The organism is Bradyrhizobium sp. UFLA05-109 (assembly GCF_054185165.1).
Genome location: NZ_JBBIAR010000019.1, coordinates 111,709 through 136,665 on the forward strand (window position 1 = coordinate 111,709; position 24,957 = coordinate 136,665).

Consider the following 24,957-nt stretch of genomic DNA (forward strand, 5'->3'; position numbering starts at 1 on the left):
CGCCCGTTTTTAAACCTCAAGCGAGACCTGGCTGATGACGTCGAGCCTCTGGCCGAAGATTGCCGTACGCTCGTGTTCGGCGAAAAGGAATGATTCATGACCCCGTCAAAGGCCCAGACATGCAGCGAGGGGAAGGCTTGTCAGCAATTCCTAGGTCAGTACTCCATCGAGATCACACCGCGCGATACCCGCGCGGTTGAGATGGCGAGGCGCGTCCTTTCGCCCGGGACAGAGATATACCTTGCGAGTATGTCGGGAGAGTCACGAGAGACGATGATCACAAGTGCCCTAGAGCTCAGGGCGTTGGGCTTCCTTCCGGTGCCTCACGTGGTTGCCCGCAGATACGAAAGCCATAATCAGCTCGAGACGACGCTCGCCCAACTGCAAGAGGCCGGCGTGGATCGAGCATTGTTGCTGGGGGGTGACGTTGCGCGCGTCGTCGGGCCGTTTCCTTCTAGTCGAGCGGTGCTTGAGACGGGCTTATTCGCTCGCTATGGGTTTGAACGTCTTGGTTTCGCCACCTATCCGCAGCCCCATCCACACATCCCAGCCGACGTGCTAGATGATGAGCTCGACCAAAAGGTTTCGTTGACAGTTCGGCAAGGGATGACGCCGTGGGTGGTGAGCCAGTTTTGTTTCGAGCCAAATGCCATAGCGGCCCATATCACACGTTTGCGGGCGCGAGGAATAGCAGACGACGTTCGCGTCGGATTGGCGGGACCTGCCACGCTGAAGAGCGTCATGCGTTTGGCTCTCATATGTGGCGTAACGAACTCAGCTCAAGCACTGCGCTCTCAAGGTCAGCAATTCAGCCGTCTGGTCGTCGGTTATGAGCCACAGGAGCTAATTGATCGCCTCTTGCACCAAATGGAAGCCAAGTCTGAGTTGCGATCGTTACGAGGGCACTTCTTCGGGTTCGGTGGACTTGAGCAGACGGCAACTTGGATCCGAGAATACAGAGGTAAGGCGGCGACGCCGTAGGCGCGACGCTCTTCCATCATCGGCAGCCTTTGATCGACGCCCGGAGCAAGATCACGCCCGACGTTGGTCTTCGCCAGCAGGTCCATCACCAAACTGACGACGGCACGCGTGTCACTGAACTGTCGCGTTCATTGTGATGACGGACTTTCCCGAGCCCGAGGGGCCCTTTCCCGTAAAGCTGACGGCAGACGCATCGCTGCCCCTGTAACCTGCCTTGGCGGTGTAAGTGTAGGTTGACACATTCAGCTTCGTTAGCGCCCCATGTGCGGGCTTTTGCGAGATAGTCGAAGCGACAATCACTCCGTCCATTTTGAGCGGCAATAGACATGTGCCACCGGCCGAAACACTGAAGTAGCCAGTTGAATTCACACCCCAACTCGACTGGACGCCGGTGACCGGACACTCCGAAGCGGCCCGCGCAGAGATCGGCATCAAGCCGAGAACGGCCATGGCGAAAAATGATGGTGCACGAAAATGCATTTCAGCCTCCATGATTTGAAGACTATCTCGCTAGCATCGCCGACCAGATCTTTTGTTGACGTAACTCAACGACGCTTAGCGGGTACTCAAAGGACCGGAAATCCGGTTAAGTCGAGATACGGCGACTTATCGCGGAACGGCGATGCATTTCATCCCTAAGCAGCTTCAGAACGCCGGAAATCGTTGATGCAGCGTCGCCAGATCTCACGGCGATCCGTAAGCTTGGACGCAATGCTAGGCCGCAAGCTATAAGCCATCGCTCAATTATCGTCAGATTGTGTCGGAGCTCGCTCAAAACGAGAGGTTGACGACGTTGCTATTCTTGTGGAAACTAAAGTCGTCATTAGAATCGCTGAACGCTGCTAGACGTGCCGGCGACACTGCACTTTGTCGCGCAACAGTTTTTATTCGAGTTGAGTTTTGAATCAGGAGCGAGCCGATGTTTGTTCGCATCACGACAGATCAAACGCCTCGCCCAAATTCGCTCAAACACTTCCGCTTGGCGAGCTGCTCAAACCCGATCGTCAATCTAAGCGAATTCACCTACAAAAAAGGGAAAGAAATCTACGGTGAAAAGGAGCCTGCCGAGTACGTCTATCTCGTAACACGAGGTGCGGTGCGCAGTTACAAGCTCCTCTCCGACGGTCGGCGCCAGATCGGTGCATTTCATTTGGTTGGTGATATTTTTGGGCTCGAGAACGGTGGAACGCACCGATTTACAACTGAAGCCGTTGTTGAGACCACTGTTCGCCTGATGAAACGGCAAAGCCTCGAGCTGGTGGCCGAGAAAGATAGCATCGTGTCGCGCGACCTACTTGGTCTGACGACTAGCAACCTACAGCACGCGGAAAACCACATGCTGCTACTAGGACGCAAGACGTCACTTGAGAAGGTTGCTGCCTTTTTACTAGAAATGGACGAGCGTCTGACCGCCGCCGGCATAATCTCGCTGCCGATGTCCCGCCGCGATATCGCTGACTACCTTGGTTTGACGCTCGAAACGGTGTCGCGCGCGGTGTCTCAACTGCACAGGGCGGGCCTTCTCGAGTTCATCGGCAATACTCAACGCGAAATCGCGATCCTGGACCGAGGATTGCTTGCGCGCATCGACTTACACAACTAGCTGCAATTGGAGATTGGCATCGTGGCAGGAGAATCTGCATTTGCGCGTCCAGCGCGGACTCCAATTGCGACAGTTGATCGCCGAGCGTGAGCCCAAGCGACACTGAGGATTATCAGCTGCTTGCGCGATTTCGTCGTCAACTGATTCCACGCGCGGTGTTTTTCACTGCGAGCAAGGATCAATGCGCCTGCTGAGAAAATACAAAGGTCTGGTTATCTTCGTCCTGTCAAAAAGAGTTTGTCTTGGACTCGCGCATTCGAAGATTGTCTGAGAGGATTTAGTCATTGGAGAACGATTTCGGCTAGTAACTGTCGCGCTGCTCTCCGGGGAATACATTTACTGATCGCCATGAGTTTTTGCTGATTTACAACTCCGGTGTCCTGAACTTCGCTTAAGGCGCGAGACTGCTGTTTGCGGCGCTGACCTTCGTCAGCCTGGTGGCGCGTGGAGCACGTTTGCGTTCGCGCCTGCTGGCCAAACTGGTCGCGGCCACCGCTTGACCAGATGCCATGTTGCTTGAGCTCGGAGGAGGATCACATATGGTAACGACGCGCGAAGTGTTTGTCGATGACGCCCCAACGGTGACCCACATGGTTGCTGCCCTAGCCGCCGAACTTGGGGCCGGCCAGGCACAAGCCGGACCAGATACCCAGCTTGTAGCCGAGCTCCTTGCCATGGAAGAGCGCATCTATGGGTTTCTAGCTTTCGCCGAGAACCGCCCGGTCGGCGTCATCATGTTGTCGGAAAGCGCGGCGCTTTTCGCGCGCGGAAGGTACGGCACTATCACCGAACTCTACGTGGTGCCGGACCAGCGATCGTCAGGGGTCGCGATGCGTCTCATTGAGGCTGCCGTAGTCCTAGGGACGGTAAAGGGCTGGGGCCAGCTTGAATTGGCGGCGCCCAGGCAGCCGATGTGGAGCCGCAACTCCAGCTTGGCATTGTACTTCAAGGCTGGCTTTGCAGAGATCGGCCCACGCCTGAAGTTGCCGCTGCAATGCCTTGCTAGCCCGCGTCCGCAAGGTATTGCTAAGGGACGATCGCGATTAGATCCTCGGCGGCAACAGCGCGCACTGTTCCGCTCTAGCCCTGATTCAACGGCAGTAAGACTTGCATTTGAAGCTGCGGGGCAGTCTCTCAAAGGAGCGGAGCCTCGTCCATGTCGCGGGCGATGAGCTGATCAAGGCCGAGGCCGAACGTCTCGCTGAAGCGCGCGGCCCGCCACTCGAGGAACGTAAACGGCATTTGAAGCCGGGGCACACCTATCGACGGGCGGATTTGGCCCGTGGGTCGAGGTCTGTCGACCACCAGGCGATTGGTTCTAGAGCTGCACACTCAGGAAGCTTTCGGGCGGGCCGCGTTCGGCCTGGCACCCGCGTCGGACGACGATGTCGTGGAGGCCTTCCTTAAGGACGAGAACGATACAGGTCTATCACCAGCCATAACTACGCGCGTGCTTGCTTTTTGCTTTGACTTGGCTCGCGCGAAATGTCGGCCCACAAGCGACACCGTGTTGAATCCCCAATATTCCTTGCGCCGTCCACGACGATCATGGCAATGATTGAGCTTTCCACCTCCATAAATTTCTCCGTATTGTCAAACGGTTACCAAGATCGGCTCGATACAATTCATCTGAAGTATATTGGCAATTTGCAAGGTTTTGTACCATATTGCCAAGTATGGAAACGGCATCCGTACGGCAGGAGGATCGCGCGGCCTCGCTTCTTCAGAAGCGCGGCATGATGCGCCTATCCGAATTCATTAAAGAAGGCATCACTGCAACCACGATCTCGCGGATGGAGCAAAAGGGCCTCCTCAATCAGCTGAGCCGCGGCCTCTACCAGCTTCCCGATGCTCCGCTTGATGTCCATCATGCGCTGGCGGTGGCCGCCAAGCTCGTGCCGAACGGGATCATTTGCTACGATTCCGCTCTCGCCTTTTACGAACTCACGGACCGTATTTCTCAGTATGTATGGGTTGCGATCGGTCCGCGCGAATGGCGGCCGAGGATCGAGCGTCCCAGAATTGAGATTATCCGCTTTGGACCCAAGGTGTTCGACAATGGCATCGAACACCACACGATCGAGAATGTCCCCGTCCGCATCTATTCACCGGCAAAGACCATTGTCGATCTCTTCAGGAGCGCCCGATTCCAGCATGTGGCTTACGAGACCGCCGGCGGGTTCGTGCAGGCAACACAGGCCATGAAGGAAGCCCTGCGACTGCGCAAAACCACGCCTGCAGAGATTGCACGGTTTGCCGTCAAAGCCAGTGTCTGGGAAAAAATCATTCAGCCTCGCCTGGAGGCCCTGACAGTGGATGCGTAAGCCGCTGCAAAATGTCGGCGCGTCCGTCCGCGCGCGCCTTCTCAACCTTTCGAAGCAACGCAACGAGCCTCTTGAACTGCTGTTCACGCACTACACGCTTGGACGGCTTCTCTATCGGCTCAGCGTCAGCAAAGAGCGCGACCGGTTCGTCCTCAAGGCGCCATGCTCATGCGGCATTGGCTGGCCGATCCTCATCGTCCCACGCAAGTCACCCCGCGATCCAATGCTTGATTTCCGCGATCGGCACACCCAATAAAGTGGCCTATCCAGCCGTCGGCACTGCCGCTTTGATCGACAAGGTTTCAGGCGCTCACCGCAGGATTCACCTTGGTACATTGGCCTTGCGAAGCATCAGCGTGCTTGCAAATTGCGCCGCTCGAAAGCGTAGACGGGATTAATACCGCAATAGGCGTCTGTCCCTGATGCGCTGGCCATGCACTGGCTATAGCTCGAGAACTGACAATTGCCCGGGTATCCCCAGATACGCCCTTGCAAGCAATAAACGTCTAGTCGAGCCCTGGGTATGTCTCCCGAACGATCTCGCGGAGCGGCGATCGAACTTGCTCCAGGGGCAACCAAGACGGAGACTACAAGCATAACCCCAAACAAGAGATAGCGCATGAGACCCTCCTGTCTGACCTAATTTCCTCTAAGCTAATGGATCCGTCTGGCGTTTTCTTGATCTTAGTCAATCGGGAGTTAGCCATTGTTGCCGGGCCGGCCAACCTTAAGCCGCGAGGCGCGAACGCTACGTTGACCTCAAATGAAGGCAAAGGCGAGCAGGCTCGAGCAGAGCAGCGCAAGGCCGGTCGCGGTCAGCGCCAGTAGGCTACCGGAAACAAGGTCATGGCTCTTCATCATACAGCCCTCCCCAGCAAGGTGGAAAGTGTCCGGTCGACTGCCTGAAACGTCAATGATTATTCGAATTCGACGCAATGATCCTGCTGTTTCCGAACGAAAGCGCAGTTTTCCGGCACGATCTGCGGACCCTTTGCCGTCTTGCGGCGCGCAAAGTAGAACGATAACTTGCAGGAGTTGCTCAATGAGACGCCAAGTCCTTTTCGCCATTATTATTTAGCCGCAATCAGCTCATGATGTTATGAGCTTCACAAGCGCAATACAGCTTCTGGAATAGTTTCCTCGAATGCGTGGTCTCCTTCTTCTCATTGTGGCATTTGCAATTATGTTGGTTGTAAAGGGGCGTCACCAAGATGCTTTCGTACCGCGCGCGACCGAGTCCATGCCAGCGGTCGACGTGCCATAGTCGGTATATGCCTCATCCTCAGCAGATGCGCGGTAGTTGCTCGCCCGATAGCCAGTCGACGATGCAGCCGCCGCCAAAGCTCGTCATCATCTGCACGAAACGACGAACATCTGCGATTGCCTCGCCGATGTCGGCGGCATCGCAGCCGAGCGGATGGGCGCGCATGGCAGCGAGGACGGCATTGGCGACATCGGGCGACACGATCACAACCAGCTTGCCTTCATTTGCGACATGAAGCGGATCGAGCCCCAAGAGCTCGCAGGCTGCCGCCACGCCCGGTCTCACCGGGATTGCCTCTTCCTGTAAGCGGAAGCCGAGGTCGGATTGCTGGGCAATCTCGTTCAGGGTCGCGGCTAGCCCGCCGCGCGTGGGGTCACGCATCAGGCGGATGCCATGGCCTCCGGCCTCAACCATCTTCTCGACGAGGTCGTGCAGCGGCGCCGAATCGGACATGATCTCGGTTTCGAAAGCGAGGTTCTGCCGCTTGGACATGATGGCGATGCCATGATCGCCGAGCGTGCCCGAGATCAGAACGCGGTCTCCGACGCACGCGTTGTCCGCGGCGAAATTGAGCCCGTCAGGCACCACACCGACGCCGGCTGTCGAGATGAACAGGCCGTCGGCCTTACCGCGCTCAACCACCTTGGTGTCGCCCGTGATGATGTGGACGCCTGCCGAACGCGCTGCTTCCCCCATGGACTCGGCGATTCTCTTGAGGTCGCAGAAGGGAAACCCCTCCTCGATGATGAAGCTCGCCGACAGGTAAAGCGGCCGCGCCCCGGCCATTGCGATGTCATTGACCGTGCCGTGCACGGCCAGCGAACCAATATTACCGCCCGGGAAGAACAGTGGCGAGACGACGTAGCCATCGGTTGTCATCACCATGCGCCCGGCGTCGACGTCGAAGGCGGATTGATCATTGCCGCGCGCCAGCCATTCATTGCCGAAGGCCTCGTGGAACAGCCCCGAAATCAGCTGCGCCATCGCACGGCCGCCGGAGCCGTGAGACAGGTCGATGCAGCCATTCCTGAAGTCGAGCTTGCGTTGATAGCCTCTCATGAGGCTCGCCTCTGCTGATGATCGCGGAAGCGGCCATAGGTCCAATGCGCGGCGCAGGCGCCTTCGGAGGAGACCATGCAGGACCCCACCGGCATTTCTGGCGTGCAGACCGTCCCAAAAAGCTTGCAATCTACCGGCTTCTTTAGCCCACGCAGGATCGCGCCACACTCACAGGTCCGATTGTCCGCGACGCTTAGCTCGCGCATGTCGAAGCGCAGCTCTGCGTCGTACTTGGCGTAAGCGCGCTTCAGTTTCAGCCCGCTGTAGGGAACTTGACCGAGCCCGCGCCATTCGAACCGCTCTCGCAGCTCGAAAACCTCGGAAATCTCGTCCTTGGCGCGCGGATTGCCATCGCGGGTCACCGCGCGGCGATACTGGTTTTCCACCTCGTGGCGATGCTCGTTGACTTGCCGAACCAGCATAAGGATAGCCTGCATCATGTCGAGCGGTTCGAAACCGGCGATCACGACCGGCTTGACGAACTCCTCTGCGAAAAACTCGTAAGGCGCCGTACCTATGATGGTCGAGACATGGCCCGGCCCGACGACACCGTCGATCTCGACATGGCCGATATTGCGGGTGTCGGGGCTCTCCAGAATGTTGTGCATCGCTGGCGGCGTCAGCACGTGGTTGCAGAACACGCTGAAGTTCGAAAGCTGCTCTTTTTCGGCCAGACGTATCATGACGGCCGTCGGCGGCGCTGTGGTCTCAAAGCCGATGGCGAAGAACACGACCTCGCGGCTGGGGTTCTTCTCTGCGATCCGGATCGCATCGATGGTGGAATAGACCATTCGGATATCGGCGCCGCGGGCCTTTGCCTTTAGCAGCGAAGCACCTGGTGAAGCCGGCACACGCATCAGATCGCCATACACGCACAGGATAATTTCGGGCCGCTCGGCGAGCCGGATCGCCATATCGATTCGCCCGGCCGGCAGCACACAGACCGGGCAGCCTGGGCCGTGGATCATCCGCACGTTGCTCGGGAGGATGTCCTCAAGGCCATAGCGCGAGATCGCGTGTGTATGGCCGCCGCAGAATTCCATGAAGCGATAGGATCTTTCCGGATCGGCCGCGGCGTGGATCGTCTTCGCCAGCCCCAGCGCGATCTCCTTATCGCGAAATTCGTCGGCATATTTCATGGCACAGCCCCTTGTCCCTCGGCGCTGAGCTCGCGCAGCAATTCAAGCGTCCGCTGCGCTTCCTCCCGATCGATCTTGGTCAGGGCATAGCCGACATGAATGATCACGTAATCACCGACGACAAGATCTTCGATCAGGGCGACCGAGATCTCCTTGCTGACGCCGCCGATGGAGACGACGGCCATGTCGTCGGCGAGAAGCTTTGTCACCTCGGCAGGTATGGCGAGACACATCAGGTGTTTCCTTCCAGCTGACGTTCAGCCATATGCAGAGCGGCGATCCAGGCTTGCCCGAGACTCAGCCCGCCATCATTGGGCGGTACCTGGCGCGCCAGCAATGGCTTGAGGCCCATGGCGAGGCAGCCGCGCTCGATCTCGGCGCTAAGGATCGTGTTGAGTAGGCAGCCGCCGCTCAAGGCGACGGTGGTGAGGCCGGTCCCCCGCGCCGCGCGCGCAATCCAGTCGACGCAGGCTGCAGCAAACGTGCCATGGAAGAGCTCGGCTCCTTCGGTTGGATCGAGTGCATCGACCGCCAGCCGTTCGAGCAACGGGAAGAGAAAGAGCACGCCGTTCTCGATCACCCAGCCGTCTTGCGCGGCGCGGGGCTGCCGAGCACGCCCTTCCAGTTTCATCGCAGCTTCGCCCTCATAGCTCTGGACAGAGGGGAGACCGAGCAATCCTGCCGCCGCATCGAACAGCCGTCCCGCACTGGTTGTCACGGGCACGTCGGGCTGGTCCAGCAACGCAGAGAGGCGCGCCGCCTGCGGCCGGCTCGCAAAGCGGCGCGGGATCGCATCGCCACGCCCCAGGGCATGCAACACGCTCGCCGCCATCCGCCACGGCTCACGCGCGGCACGGTCGCCACCCGGCATCTTCAGCGGCGCCAGATGTCCGAGCCGCCGGAAGCAAGCCCCCTCGCAGTGCAGGAGCTCGCCGCCCCAATTGCCGCCGTCGCTGCCATAGCCGAAACCGTCCAGCACGAGCGCCAGCGTCGGTCCTTCGATACCGTGCTCCGCCATGACGGACGCGGCATGGGCATGATGATGCTGGACCGCGATCAATCGGCGTCCGGTGGCTTCGGCGAAACGTGTCGATGGCATGTCGGGATGCAGGTCATGCGCAACCGTGATCGGCGCGACATCCAGCGTCGAAAGCAAGTGATCCACCGTTTCCTCGAAGAAGCGAATGCTTTCCGCTGTATCGAGATCACCGATGTGCTGGGACACGAAGGCCTCGTTGCCACGCGTAACCGTGACGGTCGACTTCAACGCGCCGCCAACCGCAAGTATGGGCGGCACAGACCATGCAAGCCGGATTGGCTCGGGAATATAGCCCCGGGCCCGGCGGATGAACTGCATCGTCCGTCCCGCCACGATAGCCGCAACAGAATCGTCGGCGCGCGTGACGATATCGCGGTCGTGGGTGACGATCAGGTCCGCGATATCGGCGAGGCGTCGCCGGGCTTCGTCGTTATCGATCACAAGCGGCTCGCCGCCGGGATTGGCGCTGGTTGCGACGATCACCCAACCTTCGCCGTGCCGCGGATGCGCGCAATCCAGGGCCTGGAACAACAAATGATGCAGCGGCACCACGGGCAGCATGACGCCGATCCGCGTTAGCTCCGGTGCGATCACGGGTACAAGCCGGTGGCGTGAAGCTATCAGCACGATCGGCCGCGGTGATGATTCCAGCAAGGCCAGCTCGGCGGTGCCGGCATCGGCAATTTCCGAAACCCTGTCCACGGAGCCGACCATGACAGCGAACGGCTTCTGGTCGCGCTGCTTGCGTTGCCGCAGGCGCTTCACGACAATGTCGGCTCGGGCGTCGCAGACGAGCTGATAGCCGCCGAGCCCCTTGATCGCGACGATCTTGCCTGCGGCAATGGCGGCCGCGATCTCGGCAACGTCATGACTGAGCTTCGGGCCGCATTGCGGACAGGCAATCGCCTCGGCGTGGAAGCGCCGACTTCTGGGATCGGCATAGTCTCGCGTGCACGCAGCACACTTTGCAAAGTGCTTCATCGCTGTTGCGGCGCGATCATAGGGTAGCCGCTCGGCGATGGTGTAGCGCGGCCCACAATGGGTGCAGTTGATGAAGGGATAGAGGTGGAACCGGCTGTTCGGATCGAACAGCTCGATCAGGCATTCCGAACAGGTTGCGGCGTCGGCGACGATGCGCGTCGATACCTTGCCCTGCTCGCTGACGCGGATGCAGAATTCCTCGCTCGCCACCGGGCCGATCGGCTGCACCGAAATCGCGTCGATTCGTGCCAGCGGTGGCCTCTCCAGCGGGAGTGCGGTGACGAAATCGGATATGCGCTCGCCCTCGACTTCGATCACCACACCATGCGGATCGTTGGCCACGAAGCCACTAAGGCGGTAGCGCGTGGCGAGGCCATAGACATAAGGGCGAAAGCCGACGCCCTGCACGGCGCCGCGCACATGCAGGCGCAGCCGCTGTCCATTCCGAGCCATGGCCTCGCCGCGCATGGTCATCCCGCCACGAGCTCGGCTGGCTTCGTCTTTGCAGCCCGCTTGCGGATCCAGGCATAGAATTCCGCAAACCCTTCACCGGTGCGCGCCGACACCGTCAGCACCTCGATCCCCGGATTGACGCGCCGCGCGTATTCGACGGTTTTGGCCAGATCGAAATCAAGCGCCGGCGCAAGATCGATCTTGTTGATCAGCATCAACGATGAGGCGGCGAACATGTCCGGATATTTAAGCGGCTTGTCCTCGCCCTCGGTGGTCGAGAATACCACGATCTTGCAGGCCTCCCCAAGATCGAATGCCGCGGGACAGACGAGATTTCCGACATTTTCGATGAAGAGAATGCCGCCGTTGAGCCAAGGCAGCCGGTCGTAAGCCTCGCCGACCATAGCAGCGTCGAGATGACAGCCCTTGCCGGTGTTGACTTGGATCGCCGGCACCCCGGTCGCGCGGATACGCTCTGCATCGTTGCAGGTCTGCTGGTCGCCCTCGATCACGCCGATTGGAAAACTATCCTTCAACTCGGACACGGCACGGACCAGCAGCGTCGTCTTGCCGGCGCCCGGACTCGACACGAAGTTGAAGGTGAGCACATCGTCGGCGTGGAAGCGGGCGCGGTTGTCGGCGGCGAGCCGGCTGTTTTTGCCGAGAATATCGCGCTCGACCTGGATGATGCGGTCGCTGCTTATGCCGGCAATCTGCCGGCCGACCGGATTGGCGCCGCAATCGACCAGCTCGGCGGCGCCATGCTCGTGATGAGGGGCCCCGCCATGGTGATGGTGATCGTGGTCATGCCCATGGTGATCATGGTGATGATACCCGCCATGATCATGGTGATTATCATGCGCATGCGAGATCACAAAATTGCTGTCACTGCAGCCGCAACCCGTACACATCAGTCGACCTCCAGTTCCTTGACGCGCATTTCTTCCCCGCCGGTGACCTGCAATTGATAGCTGCCGCAGGACGGGCACGGCTCGTAACGCTGCGTGATCTCCACGCTCTTCGAACAGCTCAAGCACCAGGCGGTCCCCGGCGTCGCGATGATCTCGAGTCGTGCGTCGTGCGCGATGGTCCGCGCGGCGACGGCCTCGAAGCAGAATTTCATCGCCTCCGGCGCGACATGGCCAAGCACGCCGATCTCCAGGCACACCACCCTCACCTTCGAGAAAGCGCGTTTGCGCGCCTCTTCCTCCACGATCCCGATGATGCCCTCGCAAAGCGCCATCTCATGCATGGCCGACCTCGCGGAAGCCGAGCCTGAAAGGGACGCAGGGATCGAACGAGCCGACGAGGGTGCGAGCTACGGCCTGCCCCTGCCGCCCCCCTGCCAACATCGAACCCTTGAGGCTGCGGACCAGCGGTCCGCGCGCATGGAAATTCCACTCGGTCGGCGCCAGGAACTCGAAGCGAATGATGCAATCGTCGTCATCGAGCTCGATGGCATGATGGAGCCGGCCGCGCGCGCATTCGACGGCGGCCGCGCCCTTCCCCGTGTCAAGGCGATAGCTCTCGATGACGCCATCTTCCAGGGCCTCCTCGCCGCCTTCAAGCCAGGCGCAAAGCCGTGCCATCTCGGCGATCCGCGCCTTGAGGCGCTCGGCGGGGCCGGCGGCCACCGGCAGGATCGGCTCACGCCTGATCCTGCGCGCCCAGACGCCGGTTTCCGGAATGCTGCCGCGAAGGTCGGGCGCATCGGAAAAGGCCGAGCCCTCAGCTAGCATCCGCATGACGACGGCAAGATCGTCCGCCGGCGAGAGGATCGATTGTTCGGTCACCGGCGGCGCCAGCGCGTCCCCATGGAAGCTCGCAAGATGCCTCGCCAGCGGGCTGCCGGATGCCGGCGTCATCTCCACGCCCGAGATGCCCAACGCGCCGAGTCCTGCCCTGATCCGCGACACGGCCTCGCTGCGTGACTCCCTCTCCCTACCGAGCACGCCCGCGGCCACCATCATGGTGCGAACCGTGGCGGCGCTGCTGCCATCCGGCGTGAGCTGACGAACGAACAGGCCGCGCAACAGCTCAGTCAGGCGCTCTACAACCACAGCGGTGACACGCCGCCGCAGCGTCTCGGCAGAGGGCTTTTCCCCGCGCGCAGCCTCGACCGCCGACAGAAATGCCACCTGATGGGCTGCTGAGCATAGCGAAAACAGCCGCGGCAGCACGGGTAGCAACGAGGCAACCGGCTTTCCCGCAAACAAACGCGTCAAAGACGGCCGGCTGCGCGGCAGGATCGCGACATCAGCGATGGCGCGGCCGGCGAGCCAAACCGTGATGTCGATCTCGTTACGGAAGGCGAGACTCATGCGCGCCGCGCCGTCAGGACGCCGCACAGGAAGTTACGCCGATCGATCGCGCCTGTTGCGGACTCGCGGCACTGGGCGGCCTCCTTGCTGGCGGTCGGCAGCATCAATGCCGCGAGCGCGGCCTCCGCCGGCGCCTGCGCCGAGGCCATCTCGGCGAAGTCGAACATCGGCGAGAACAACGAGCAGTTCGCGATGCAGCCGAGCGGCTCGACCTTGCTGAGCGCGAACTCGACATCCCCCGCGGGGAGGCTGAGCCGCAGCCGGCGCCCGGACGCCTCCCGCGCGAGGTCGCCCGCCGGCATCACCACGTTCATGAACCAGGGCGCCACCATGACGCCGACGACGGTGCCGTTGAAAAGGCTGAAGCCGACCGCCGCAACAGCGGGTGCATCGTTGTAGGGCGGCATGTCGCGCATTGCGCAATCGTCGATCTCGCGATAGGCGCAAGCCAGCCGCTCGCCCCACGCCGCAGCGTCGGCCTCGCTGAGTTGGATTCGCCTCGCCCATCCGGACTCAATCGCCATAAACTTGGATTTTGGCGCGGCGCAATTTGGACAGCGCCAGTCTGCCGGCAACGCCGCAAACGACGTGCCGGGCGTGACCTGCGCCACCTCGTCGCCGTGGGCAGGATCGTAGACCGTCCAGCAGATGCCGCATTTCAGCCGTGTGAACTCAGTGACATCCTGGCGCACGCCGAAATTCTCGAAACCGCTCATTTGAAATAGGCCTCGATGATCTCCTGCAACCGCTCGGCCGAGTCCTCGAAATCCTCGTCGGCGGCAATCGCGACCTTCGGCACGCCGCCGATCTCGAGCGTGTCGAGGATGATGCTGTCCATCGCATTGAAGAACTGGACGGACCAGACATTGCGGATTCCCGTCGCAAACACGCGACAGGTGCCGTAGCTGCGCGAGACGAGTTGGCTCGCCCCGTTCCGGATCGTCTCCTGGAGGAAAGTCATGTCGACCGGGTTCATCGGCAGCAGCGTGAAATTGATGATCTGCGAGCGGAGCCCGGGGCGCCAAGCAAGCGCACGCTCGCGGATCTCCGCGAGTACCGGCAGGACGTTCATGGCGCCTACCGGTACCTGCCCGATCTCGAAATCGACTGTCGTGAAATCGGCGGCCGCGCGCTTCACGATCTCTGGAATCGCCCCGACCTCGAGATACTCGGATGCCTCATCCGTCCCGAGCCGTACGCGCCAGATCCCGGCCAGCACCGATTCCTGGATTTGCGCGAGCGATCCATTCGGCAGGGCGATGAGGCCGGACACTTCGCCTTCGCCGAGTACGTCGGCAATCAGCTTGCGTTCGAGATCGTCGAGATGGCCAAGCCTGAACAATCGCGTCGGTCCGGCGACCTTTTGGCTGGCGATAGTGATAACGAGCTTCGACAATAGCTCGACCGCCTTCGGGCAGTTCCTGGCCAGCTCCGCACTGTCGAGCGAGGCAAGCTTAGCCAAGGCGCCCGTTGCGGTCAGGATGCCGCCAACCGCGCCAAAGCTCTGCTCACCGTAGATTGGTTGCTTTGCTTCAGCCTCTGAAAAGAAGCTCGCCTTCATAGGCCGACCTCGTGCGATTTATAGTACGAGACAGCGGCTCCTACGACTGCGGCCGCCCCTCGGTGCAATCGGTCGGTCGGCTTGAAGAGGCGGTCGACATAGGTTGACCAAGCCTTGATTTTTTTCGCGATCCGCCCGAGTCTTTGCACCTTGGCGACCATAATGACCATCGGCTGTACTCGCATTGAAGAGCGAGTGAGGTCACTCTCGGCCCTGCGTGCGATCACCGTGCCACGCAGACGCCCAAGAAACCCATTGATGAACTCGGGCGGAATGACGACAGCGTCGGTCGCCTTAGCAAGTCTTTCGGGAACGGCCGCCGACAACAACACAGTCACCGCTGCTGCCTCAGCGGACGCAGCTGGGGAGCGATCAAGGCAAGTGAAATCGACCCCGGACGGGCCGCGTCGAAGAAAAGGCGTTTCTGCATAAGCCCTCCGGCTCTGACCTCAGATCATTTTCCTATGCATGCGACGCCGCGTTTTCAGATGAAAACTCCGCTGTCATGACCGGATCGTAGTCATCTCTTTGGACCGGAACCTCGTCTTCCAGCTTGGCGACACTTTCCCAGAACCCGGTACTTGTCCTATCTATCCTTTTGGAGTGACGAAGGTGGCCATCTGCAAGGTCGAGCTGGAGATGCTCGGGCAATATCGGCTCGCGGTCGATCAGGTCGGAGAAGAAGTGATCGCAAGCTTCGCCATTGAGCGCGGCGCCGATGCCATCAATCGCATCGGCAATCAGCCGCGCTTCATGATCCTCTAGACATCGAACCGCGGTATCGACATGGACCAGCACCTTGGCATGGATAGTCGGACTGGAGAGCAAGAGCACTGAGACACGCCGCCGTACGCCGCGAAACTCGCAAAGCGCCGAGATACCGTCAGTTTCAATAATCGTCATCGGCAAACCAAGACACATCTGCGATGTCTCCGACCGCTCGCTGACCGTTCAGGTCCGCGCTCTCATCTCGTAATGCAGGTGATCGATGCCGTTGGCGAGCAACCACTCCGATTCCCGCAATGGTGCATTGCGTGCCGTTACTTTCACACCCCACTCAGCCAGGATTGATTTAGCAAGTTCAATCGCAGGATCGATCTGATCGCGCACCGGCTGTGTCAGGGGCCCACCCCAGTCCTCGAGGTCGAGTGGCTGACAACCGATCAGGACGAGATTTTTTGGGCAATGCCCGAGCAAATCAGTTGCACTGATAACTTCCTGAAAACCGGTATGATGCAGGCTCATCTTCCTAATGCCGGTGAAGCGCGGCACGTCCTCGTCGCGCACGACCTTCAACTGTCCAGGCTCCAGGCCATAATCGACCGCGTCGAATACGATCAGGCGGTCAGATTCCCGAAGATAGTTCACAAGCTGAAGCCCCTGCGTCCCCCCGTCTAGGACGGTGACTATATCTGGCACCGCGTATCGGCGATGGAATTCTTCCACCGCTCGCACCCCAAACCCTTCGTCTGCCCAAAGAATGTTGCCGATGCCGAGCACCAGGACGCGCCTTGGCTGTAAACATGCCGGCATCGGCTTGCTTGTCGAGCCGCGCCCCTGACGTAAACCCGAGATCATCGAGGAGATGATGCTCTGGCGCGAGATGATATCTTCGCGAATGACGGCATAGATGTGGAGCATCAAGAATATGATCAGCAACCACATGCCCAGATGGTGCCGAGTGCGCACGTCCTGGCTATTCGCCCAGATCGCAAGCACCCAGCCGAACAGCTTATGTTGCCAGCTATCGTTCCCGATGCCTTCCGAATAGAGTGCAAACCCCGTGACAATCATGAAGGCTGTGCCCAACGTGAAGCACGTGAACATCGCGATCTGCGCCAACGGATTATGGCCGAGATACATCTTCGGCTTGCTCTCAAAGAAGGTGTACCAGCGGATCTCGTGCAAGACGTCCTTCCAGAACTGCCTACGATGCACCGGAATGTAGAATATCTGGCGTGAGTGGTAGTTGCCGGCAAAGGCCCACAGGATGCGAGTGAGAAAGAACACCGCGAGCACATGCCCTGCCGCGAAATGGGCGAAGCGGATCCAGCCCATCACGAGGTTTTCGGAGGTCTCGCCCGCGAACGACGGCAGCGGCGTTCCGATCAGATAGCCCGTAACCACCAACACGAGAATCGAAAGCGCATTCACCCAGTGGCAGATGCGCACCGGCGCTTCGTAAATATACAGGGGACGGGCGACGGCATGCTCGCCTGCGTCATCGGTCGCGTGCTCAGCAAGGTCCGGCTCGGTTTCCGCCGGTGTCGCAACTGCACTCATCAGCGTTCCCTCCTCCTCACCTGACCTTGACCGTCGCCATCTCCTGGCCGTCTGGTGACATCACGTGTGTCGAACAGGCCAGGCACGGATCGAATGAGTGAATGGTGCGCAGGATTTCCAGCGGCTGCTGCAAATCCGCCATGGGCGTATCCATCAACGAGGCTTCAAAGGCGCCGATATTGCCCTTGGGATCCCGCGGCGAGCCGTTCCAGGTCGTCGGCACCACGCATTGGTAGTTGTCGATCTTGGTTTCCTTGATCTTGATCCAGTGCGCGAGCGCGCCGCGCGGGGCTTCGGTGAAGCCGTAGCCTTTAGCTTCCTGCGGCCAGCTATGCGGCCTCCATTTGTCGATATTTGCGGTCGAGGAGTCACCGGCTTTGATGCGCGCAACTAGCTTGTCCTGGAAGTAGCGCATCTGGTGCGCCGCCCATTCACATTCCAGCGCCCGCGCCGCGGTACGGCCGAGTGTGGAGAACAGCGCGATGAGGGGCAGGCCGAGCGTCTTGAGCAGCTTTTCTGTCGGCTCCTTGAACTCGGGCTTGTTCTGCGCATAGCCGATGATGTAACGGGCGAGCGGCCCAACCTCGACGGCATTGCCCCGCCAGCGCGGCGCCTTGATCCAGGAATACTTCCCCCCCTCGTCGAGCTCCTTGATGTCGGTCTTGGTGCCCTTAGCATTAAGACCGAGCACATAGCTTGGCTCGGTGACGCCTTCCCACGGATGCAGGCCCTTGAATTCATCGACATATTTGTACCAGGAGTGTGTGACGAACTCCTGGATCTGCTCGGGATCCGCATGATCAATCGGCAGCACTTCATTGAGATTTCCGCTAATGATCACGCCGCGCGGCAGCTTCAGATTCCTGGCCGAATAGTCATTAGCTGTCTCTGGGATGTCGCCATAGGCCATCACGCTCTTGCCCGAAAGGCCGCCGCCATAGAGCCAGTCCTTGTAGAAGGAGCCAATGGTGACGATGTCGGGCAAATAGACCTTTTCGGTGAACTCGATGCAGCGGTTGATGATGGAGGAGACGAGGTTGAGTCGTTCCATGTTGATGGCACCGACCGCGCCGATGCCATCGACGTTGATTGCGCAGGGCACGCCGCCGACTAGCCAGTTCGGGTGGGGGTTCTTGCCGCCATAAATGGCGTGGATCTTGACGATATCCTTCTGGAAATCGAGCGCTTCCAAATAATGCGCGACCACCATCAGGTTCGCTTCGGACGGCAGTTTATAGGCGGCATGACCCCAATAGCCGTTCTTGAACGGTCCGAGCTGGCCGGATGCGACGAATTTCGTCAGTCGGATCTGGAGATCCTTGAAATAGCCGGGCGAGGACAACGGCCAAGAGGAGGCCGACTGCGCCAGCGCCGATGCCGCTTTCGGATCGGCTTTAAGTGCCGAGATCACGTCGACCCAGTCGAGCGCATGCAGATGATAAAAGTGCACGAGATGGTCATGCACCAGAAGGCACAGTTGCATGATGTTGCGGATCGAGTTGGCGTTCTCCGGAATGGTAATACCGAGCGCGTTCTCGACACCGCGGACTGAAGTGAGCGCATGCGTTCCAGTACAGACGCCGCAGATCCGCTCGGTGAAGGCCCAGGCGTCTCGCGGATCGCGGCCCTTCAAGATGGTTTCTATGCCGCGCCACATCGTGCCGGTGGAGACCGCATTGCGAATCACGTTGTCGGTGTCGACATTGACCTCGACCCGCATGTGACCTTCGATCCGGGTCAGCGGATCAACAACGATGCGCCTGCCGGAATGGTCGAGCTCGAACCCGTTGGGTGTCCGGATGCTCATCGCTTGCGGTCCCTGAAATCGGCTAGTGATCTTGGTGTGCGTCTTCGCGCTTGCTAGCGAGCCATTTTACGGCCGTCACTGCAGCATGCGCGGCGACGGCAGCCCCAACGGCGCCGGCCGCCGCCACGCCAATCTGGTCGGCATTTTTCTCGATGCCGAACTGTTTGATGTTGGTGAGGCGGTCGTAGAACGAGCCCTTGTCCCAGAAACCGTCTTCCGAGCAGCCGATGCAGCCGTGGCCGGACTGGATCGGGAAGGAGACGCCGCCATTCCAGCGCACCGTCGAACAGGCGTTGTAGGTAGTTGGTCCCTTGCAGCCGAGCTTGTACAGGCAATGTCCTTTGCGTGCCGCCTCGTCGTCCCATTCCTCGACGAACTGGCCTGCATCGAAATGCGGCCTCCGGTAGCATTTGTCGTGGATGCGCTGCGAATAGAACATCTTGGGCCGGCCCTGGCGATCGAGCTCAGGCAATCGGCCGAAGGTGGTGATGAAGGTGACGATACCAGTCATGACTTCTGCAATCGGTGGGCACCCCGGCACCTTGATGATCGGCTTGTTGGTTATGACCTTGTCGACGGGCGTTGCCTGCGTCGGATTGGGCCTGGCCGCCTGAACGCAGCCCCAAGAGGCGCACGTGCCCCAGGCTACGATCGCCATCGCATCCTCGGCCATCATCTTTAGCTTCTCGACGAATGGCTTTCCGCCGTGGATGCAGAACATACCGCCCTCGTTCAGGGGCGGATTGCCTTCGACTGCGAGTACGTACCGGCCCCTGTACTTGGCGCGGGTCTCCTGGAGGATCTCTTCGGCCTGATGTCCGGCCGCCGCCATAATGGTGTCGTCATAGTCGAGCGAGATCATCGACAGCATGGCATCCTTCACCAAGGGATGGGCGGAGCGGATGAAGCTCTCAGAGCAACAGGTGCATTCGAGCCCGTGCATCCAAATCACCGGCATTCGTGGCTCTGTTTCGAGCGCAGTTGCAATGCGGCTCGCCGCCAGCGGCCCAAGCCCGAGGCTCGCCGCCGTCAGGCTGCAGAATTTATGAAAGCTTCGGCGCGTGATGCCCTGTCGCCTGATTACGCTATAGAACGTTTCCGTCGCTGCGCCCATGCACTCTCTCGTCGCCGGCTTGAAGCATCGATGGACACACGGGCAGCAAGAAGCGGGCCAATCCTCGGTGCGTGAGCGACATCAATTCAGCTCTGACGCTTACCAGCTGGTCTTGGTTGATGACTTCACCAAGCGCGCTGCCTAGACGTCTAACCTTCTCTCTGTCTGCCTGAAGCGCAGATTTTTCCCAGTATCCATTTTCGCAAAAGCGGTCTTGCCGGCGCGATTAGCGTTAGGCCGCGATGAGGTGCGAGGCACGATTGGATGGCTCCGGCGACGACAGCAGATACACCGAGAAGACGACAGAGATCCCGATTATACGGCTATTCAGACTCTCGCATCTTAACTGGATTTCCCAAGCCCTCGATCGCCCGTGATCGCGGCGCGCAGATAGTTCAGCGCCGCTGGAAGCCGATTGGATTTATGTTCTTCCAAGAGTCATAACTCTCGAGCATGCGGAGCTCTGTACGATCGTCGCCCAGGCAAATATTGCGTGAGGAGCGAGATATTCGACGTAGACCGCATCAGCACATGCCCTCCCATTGGCTGTGGGTGAATTCGGTGCACTAGCCGCGACGTAAGTTGCCGCTACGCCGCCTTCCGGCTTTGCAGAGCCAATATCCATTATTTCTCTGACCGAATTCCTCAGCTCGACGTTTCAGATTCTACTATCGAGTCCATCTCGCGAGGTGATCTCTCCCCAAGCGATCCTACCGCTCGCACTGACGCTACTCTCGGCAACGCTGATCTTGCCATGCGCCGGATTTCGAGTTGGCACAGCTTGATGACAGGACGGCCGAAGCGCGGGCGAACGCGATCGCAGCGTAGTCATCCAACATACGCGTTCATATGTTTCCCGACGGTGGCCCGTTGAAAGTACCGCGGGGCGGCCCCGACGCCTGGACCTGGAAAACGCCGAGTCCGCCCCTACACCACCAGGGGGGCCTAGTGATGCTGGTTTGAATAAAGCAAGTGGTGTGCCGAGCCGCGCGTCCAGTTCTAGCAAGCTTCTCATAGCGTCCTCGGACCGCGTGAATTCAGGTGACTTGTATATATTCACGCCGATTGCGCGACCTTCATCAAGATCGAAGCGATCTCGGCGGGCCTTTTCGGCCATCTTGGGCAGCACATTTCTGTTCGGGTGCTCTTGCCTTGCAGTCATGTCGGGCCCACATTCTCGAACAGAGGACGCCACATGGCGCAAGCCAAGCGCGACGACTCCCGTTTACCTGCGCATGACGACGCCGAATATGCTCCTCGTCAAGGCGCTTCGCTCAGTCATTCTCGGACAATTTTGTCGCAAGCCGAACATCGCTCCGACTCGACTGCGACACTCTAGAAACTCCGACAGAGCACGACGTGCGTATGGGCCCAATGCTTGTACAGAACCACGCCGAGCACATCTGACGGCCTCGTCGATCCGACGTGTCTATGACAATACAGAAGTATTCACAACGACACTCGAATAATCAGCCTTCGCGACGGCAGATTACGCAGAGGTGGTGCAGCGGCCGGGCGTCCACACGAAATTGAAACATGGAGTGCGCCCAGCCTCGCACGCACGGCGAGATCTTGTGGTCGACCCGCCGTTGGCACACCTATTTGCGAACCTTGGACGGCGCATCGTCAGGCTTGAGGTGCCGCTTCCGAATGTTGTAGCTGACCACCCAGATCACGCCGACGGCGATCGGCACGAAGGCCGCGGTTACGGACGCCGGCTCTACGTGCAGTCCGACGTCCTGCGCCCCCTTTGCGAGATAGGCAAACAGGCTGACCACATAGTATCCGATGGCCCCGACTGACAATCCCTCCACCGTGGACTGCAGCCGAAGTTGCTGTCTCGTGCGCTCGTTGATCGAGTGTAGAAGATCGCGATTCTGTTGCTCGATTTCGACGTCGACGCGTGTTCGCAACAGATCGGCGGCACGAGCCAGCTTCTCTGATAGATTGGACTGACGTTCCTCCATCGTCGCGCAGGTTCGTATCGCGGGCGTCATACGGCGGGCCAGGAACGACGACCAAGTCGGATAACCCACGACGTCTTCGCCTTCGATAATCGACAGTCGGGATTGCACCAGCTCGTTATATGCTCTGCTGGCACCGAAACGGAATAGACTGCCGGCGACGTCTCTTTCGAAGGAGACGGCCAATGCGGTCAGTTCCTCGAGCAGATGGTTGTTGACCTTCAGCCCTTCGGCGCCCTGCATCTCCTCGAGCACTTCGACGAGACGGCGGTCGATTTGATCGACCGACGGCGCAAGCTCCAGCGCGGTCGACAGACCAAGCAGCGCCAACGAGCGGTATGTCTCGATTTCCAGAAGGCGCTGTACCAGGGCGCCGAGATCGTGTGGCGTCAGTCCAAGGTCGTAAACCAGAATTCTCGTGAAACCTTTTTCGTCTGCGCGAAAGTCGGAGGCCACAGCGCCTGCGCCTCCCTTGACGTTGACCATCGCCAGACTACTTTTGTCAAAAATCTGCTCGGCGCGTTCCGCTGGGGAAGCACCCCGCTCGACTTCCAACTTGATCGCGGCTAGCAATTCCCCGTTCTGCGATAGTGCGCGGATTAGTGATCGAACGCTCTCACGGACGTCGCCGAATTGCCGAGTTGCTGCACTGTTCGCTGTGCTCCAGATCCACGTAAACGTAGCAAATTCCGAATGCTGCTCCCAGCGCAGCACCACCGGACCGAACCCGATCTGATGATGTTTGGCGGACGCCTCCGGCGGCGGAACCTTATGCGCCCGACAGAACTCGATAAAGCGGCGGCGATCGCGCGCAGCATCGTCGCCCTTTGCGAGAAATACGAAGCGGACCATACCGAGGGATGAAACGAGGCCGGTAAACGGACGCGCATGCACTTCGCCGAGCACAGCGTCACGCTCAGGGTGCAGCTTGAATGTTGCTAAATCGACCATCGAGATCTCCCAAGTCAGCATCACCGCGAGCGGGATGATCGGCGTCCCCGAGCAGATGCATCCGGGGCCAAGCGATCAAGATCGGGTTGGCGGCCTTCGGCTGCTAAGAAAGCCCTTGCGTAAGCCAGATCGGAGCCTGCAAATTGATCTGGAACGAGCTCATCGAACTTCTGCCGAACTTGTCGGCCATTTCAGCCTTGCTCCGTACAGCCGTTTCGACGAGATGCGGCCACCGTTCGCCAGCAAAGGAGCCAGCGCCGCATCGCCGCTTTGGTGGATGAAGTTTCAAATGCGCCTCCATTCCGCAAGCTCAGGCGTCTCGAATTTGTGCAGTGCAGGATATGGGCCAGCGCAAGCGAGGCCGATTACTCAGGTTTTCTTAGGGCGATGTCGCCTTCGCAACAGATAGGTTGAATTGAAACAAGCCGCGCGTCTCGCTTCGAACACAAAACCCATGCTGCGCGCGCCATTCCAGGCGAAGCAGATAGGTCGGTAGTAATGGTCAGGGCCGCGCTGCTGTCTTACTGCAAAACGTGCAAACTATTTTTTTGTTGAATGGCTAGCTGAAGCAAACGGCACTTCGCTGACCGGCGGAGTCGCGGCTTCCTTCGATCCCGGCTTGCGCTCGACATGCACGCGCTGGCCGGCGAAGGGGCTGGCATGTCTGGCGTCGTGACCGACGGTGCGATGAAGAGCAACTGCCCGGCGCGATACGCTAACGAGTCCGCTCCGATAGCTTCCAGCGCCGGAAGGAGGCGCACCGTCGCAGATCAACGTCGGCGCCCCGCGGCGCTTTGATCGCCGCAGCCCTGCCATCAATTGCGCGTTGCGCCTAGGCCGACTTATGCCTTTTCGTCAATCCGCGGAGGTCCTGCCTTCCCCACGACGAAATAGACGAACCCGTAACCCGGGATGAACGCCGACAAGACGCAATTGAGGATGGACCTGTTTTGCAATCCTCGAATAATCCCCATTACCCGGCTAGCAAATACGGCAATCGTCAAAATCGAGTGCCAAAATGAACCCATAACCGAATCCCAATTTCCGACGCGTCAAGCGAGCTCCAATTAAAAACGGCCTCAGCTGGCCGGGGGGCAAATGCTGAGGCCGTTCGTAACTGCTCAAGCTGTTCTGCAGCTCGAAGCGTAGTTGAAACGCAACCTATGGCCGTTTGTTCCCGAACAGGAACGCCGGTCATTCGGCAGTCAGGGGCCAGTAGATTTTGGCCACGCGGCGCCCGCACAGCATCGTTCGTAGTAGGCCGCGATGTGATGGTAATGCCTGATTGCGTCGCGACGCCGAGGTCCCGCGGCGCTGGAGATCTGGAGGTAGTAGCTCCCGCCTCCCGACCTGTCCTCAAAAGACCGGATCGGCCTCGTCACCTTCAACTCTCGCCAAAATGAAGCCGAGCGGGGACACGGGGCGAGTTTTGGCACGCACACTGCTCTGAGAAGCAGCGACGTGATCAGACAATCGCAACCGCTATCTCATGCAGCCGCCATCGCGGCTAACGGAGCATCCCATGAGGTCCTATCTATATCGCGCTGCCGCCGTGCAGACGCTCGCCGAGGTCGGGAACGTCGAGGCGAATCTTAGAATCTGCGAGCACTATGTGAAACAGGCTGCCCTTCAAGACGTACGTCTCATTGTTTTTCCGGAGTGCATGAACGCCGGATATCTTTACGATTCAATTTCGCACGCTCGAGAGGTCGCGGAGCCAATCAACGGGCGCTTTATCAGCGGCCTTGCGAAACTCGCGCGCGAGAACGATATGTTCGTCGCCAGCGGCATGACCGAGTGGGATTCGAAAGCGGAGAAAGTGTTCAACACCGGGATACTGCTCGACAGAAAAGGAGAGCTTGTGGTCCACTATCACAAGCAATTCCTGACGACGCACGACCAGAATTGGTTCGCGTTCGGCGAGCGCGGTTTCCCGGTCGTCGAGACCGAGCTCGGCAGGGTCGGGCTCATGATCTGCTTCGATGGCCGCATCCCTGAGATTCCGCGCTGCACCGCCTTAAGTGGGGCACAGGTCATCATCGACATGGCCAACTTCTTCCTGATCGATCAGGCTGACATGTGGCGTCCTGCTCGAGCTTTCGAGAATGGTGTG

General features: G+C 59.7%; 22 protein-coding genes and 2 pseudogenes. 6 read left to right on the top strand and 18 right to left on the bottom strand.

Going from position 1 to position 24,957, the window contains the following annotated elements:
- Positions 1–273 precede the first annotated feature (273 nt).
- Entirely contained in the window at positions 274–981 is a 708-nt protein-coding gene (locus Q3C01_RS16240; protein ID WP_458146323.1) for a methylenetetrahydrofolate reductase, read from the top strand.
- A 111-nt stretch (positions 982–1,092) separates the two neighbouring features.
- Here the strand turns inward: Q3C01_RS16240 and Q3C01_RS16245 are convergent, their stop codons facing one another.
- Positions 1,093–1,461 (bottom strand): hypothetical protein, encoded by a 369-nt coding sequence (locus tag Q3C01_RS16245; protein WP_458146324.1) that lies wholly within the window; start codon positions 1,459–1,461, stop codon positions 1,093–1,095.
- Between the two features lie 439 nt (positions 1,462–1,900).
- On the opposite strand from Q3C01_RS16245, the gene Q3C01_RS16250 reads away from it, so the two are divergent.
- From Q3C01_RS16250 to Q3C01_RS16265, 4 genes are all read left to right on the top strand, one after another.
- Complete coding sequence (locus Q3C01_RS16250) at positions 1,901–2,584, top strand: helix-turn-helix domain-containing protein (RefSeq protein WP_458146325.1); 684 nt, start codon at positions 1,901–1,903, stop codon at positions 2,582–2,584.
- Positions 2,585–3,123: 539 nt separating this feature from the next.
- On the top strand, positions 3,124–3,756 hold the full coding sequence (locus Q3C01_RS16255) for a GNAT family N-acetyltransferase (protein ID WP_458146326.1): 633 nt from the start codon (positions 3,124–3,126) through the stop codon (positions 3,754–3,756).
- A gap of 504 nt (positions 3,757–4,260) precedes the next feature.
- Positions 4,261–4,908, top strand: a complete 648-nt coding sequence (locus tag Q3C01_RS16260) for a type IV toxin-antitoxin system AbiEi family antitoxin domain-containing protein (protein WP_458146327.1) — start codon at positions 4,261–4,263, stop codon at positions 4,906–4,908.
- A complete protein-coding gene (locus Q3C01_RS16265; protein WP_458146328.1) occupies positions 4,901–5,164 on the top strand; it encodes a hypothetical protein in 264 nt (87 codons plus the stop codon). The genes Q3C01_RS16260 and Q3C01_RS16265 overlap by 8 nt, the downstream gene beginning before the upstream one ends.
- Before the next feature lie 95 nt (positions 5,165–5,259).
- On the opposite strand, the gene Q3C01_RS16270 is transcribed toward Q3C01_RS16265, so the two are convergent.
- The 17 genes and pseudogenes from Q3C01_RS16270 to Q3C01_RS16350 all read right to left on the bottom strand — a co-directional run bounded on the left by Q3C01_RS16270 (position 5,260) and on the right by Q3C01_RS16350 (position 22,844).
- Complete coding sequence (locus tag Q3C01_RS16270; RefSeq protein ID WP_458146329.1) at positions 5,260–5,529, bottom strand: DUF3551 domain-containing protein; 270 nt, start codon at positions 5,527–5,529, stop codon at positions 5,260–5,262.
- A gap of 661 nt (positions 5,530–6,190) precedes the next feature.
- A complete protein-coding gene (hypE, locus tag Q3C01_RS16275; protein WP_458146330.1) occupies positions 6,191–7,231 on the bottom strand; it encodes a hydrogenase expression/formation protein HypE in 1,041 nt (346 codons plus the stop codon).
- Positions 7,228–8,370, bottom strand: a complete 1,143-nt coding sequence (gene hypD / locus Q3C01_RS16280) for a hydrogenase formation protein HypD (protein ID WP_458146331.1) — start codon at positions 8,368–8,370, stop codon at positions 7,228–7,230. Before hypD ends, hypE begins: the two co-directional genes overlap by 4 nt.
- Positions 8,367–8,603 carry a HypC/HybG/HupF family hydrogenase formation chaperone gene (locus Q3C01_RS16285; protein WP_458146332.1) on the bottom strand — a complete coding sequence of 79 codons (237 nt, stop codon included), beginning with the start codon at positions 8,601–8,603 and terminating at the stop codon, positions 8,367–8,369. Before Q3C01_RS16285 ends, hypD begins: the two co-directional genes overlap by 4 nt.
- Positions 8,603–10,864, bottom strand: a complete 2,262-nt coding sequence (gene hypF / locus Q3C01_RS16290) for a carbamoyltransferase HypF (protein ID WP_458146333.1) — start codon at positions 10,862–10,864, stop codon at positions 8,603–8,605. Before hypF ends, Q3C01_RS16285 begins: the two co-directional genes overlap by 1 nt.
- On the bottom strand, positions 10,861–11,754 hold the full coding sequence (gene hypB, locus Q3C01_RS16295) for a hydrogenase nickel incorporation protein HypB (RefSeq protein WP_458146334.1): 894 nt from the start codon (positions 11,752–11,754) through the stop codon (positions 10,861–10,863). The genes hypF and hypB overlap by 4 nt, the downstream gene beginning before the upstream one ends.
- Positions 11,754–12,095, bottom strand: coding sequence for a hydrogenase maturation nickel metallochaperone HypA (gene hypA / locus Q3C01_RS16300; RefSeq protein WP_458146335.1), 342 nt, complete (start codon positions 12,093–12,095; stop codon positions 11,754–11,756). The genes hypB and hypA overlap by 1 nt, the downstream gene beginning before the upstream one ends.
- Positions 12,088–13,164 (bottom strand): nickel-dependent hydrogenase large subunit, encoded by a 1,077-nt coding sequence (locus Q3C01_RS16305; protein WP_458146336.1) that lies wholly within the window; start codon positions 13,162–13,164, stop codon positions 12,088–12,090. Before Q3C01_RS16305 ends, hypA begins: the two co-directional genes overlap by 8 nt.
- Complete coding sequence (gene hybE, locus Q3C01_RS16310) at positions 13,161–13,880, bottom strand: [NiFe]-hydrogenase assembly chaperone HybE (protein ID WP_458146337.1); 720 nt, start codon at positions 13,878–13,880, stop codon at positions 13,161–13,163. The genes Q3C01_RS16305 and hybE overlap by 4 nt, the downstream gene beginning before the upstream one ends.
- The gene (locus tag Q3C01_RS16315) at positions 13,877–14,725 is read right to left on the bottom strand and encodes a hydrogenase expression/formation protein (RefSeq protein WP_458146338.1); all 849 of its coding nucleotides are present in this window, start codon (positions 14,723–14,725) and stop codon (positions 13,877–13,879) included. Before Q3C01_RS16315 ends, hybE begins: the two co-directional genes overlap by 4 nt.
- On the bottom strand, positions 14,722–15,063 hold the full coding sequence (locus Q3C01_RS16320; RefSeq protein WP_458146339.1) for a thioredoxin domain-containing protein: 342 nt from the start codon (positions 15,061–15,063) through the stop codon (positions 14,722–14,724). The genes Q3C01_RS16315 and Q3C01_RS16320 overlap by 4 nt, the downstream gene beginning before the upstream one ends.
- Before the next feature lie 295 nt (positions 15,064–15,358).
- Positions 15,359–15,646, bottom strand: a pseudogene (locus tag Q3C01_RS16325) (HypC/HybG/HupF family hydrogenase formation chaperone); the annotation flags it as partial.
- A 30-nt stretch (positions 15,647–15,676) separates the two neighbouring features.
- Entirely contained in the window at positions 15,677–16,258 is a 582-nt protein-coding gene (locus Q3C01_RS16330; protein ID WP_458146347.1) for a HyaD/HybD family hydrogenase maturation endopeptidase, read from the bottom strand.
- An 18-nt stretch (positions 16,259–16,276) separates the two neighbouring features.
- Positions 16,277–17,008 (bottom strand): annotated as a pseudogene (gene cybH, locus Q3C01_RS16335) (Ni/Fe-hydrogenase, b-type cytochrome subunit); the annotation flags it as partial.
- Positions 17,009–17,024: 16 nt separating this feature from the next.
- Positions 17,025–18,815, bottom strand: coding sequence for a nickel-dependent hydrogenase large subunit (locus Q3C01_RS16340; RefSeq protein WP_458146340.1), 1,791 nt, complete (start codon positions 18,813–18,815; stop codon positions 17,025–17,027).
- A gap of 22 nt (positions 18,816–18,837) precedes the next feature.
- Positions 18,838–19,929 carry a hydrogenase small subunit gene (locus tag Q3C01_RS16345; protein WP_458146341.1) on the bottom strand — a complete coding sequence of 364 codons (1,092 nt, stop codon included), beginning with the start codon at positions 19,927–19,929 and terminating at the stop codon, positions 18,838–18,840.
- 1,598 nt (positions 19,930–21,527) lie between these two features.
- The gene (locus Q3C01_RS16350; protein WP_458146342.1) at positions 21,528–22,844 is read right to left on the bottom strand and encodes a DUF3422 family protein; all 1,317 of its coding nucleotides are present in this window, start codon (positions 22,842–22,844) and stop codon (positions 21,528–21,530) included.
- 1,552 nt (positions 22,845–24,396) lie between these two features.
- Between Q3C01_RS16350 and Q3C01_RS16355 the strand changes: the two genes are divergently transcribed.
- Positions 24,397–24,957, top strand: a 561-nt coding sequence (locus Q3C01_RS16355; RefSeq protein WP_458146343.1) for a carbon-nitrogen hydrolase family protein, incomplete at its 3' end; no start/stop codon positions are given.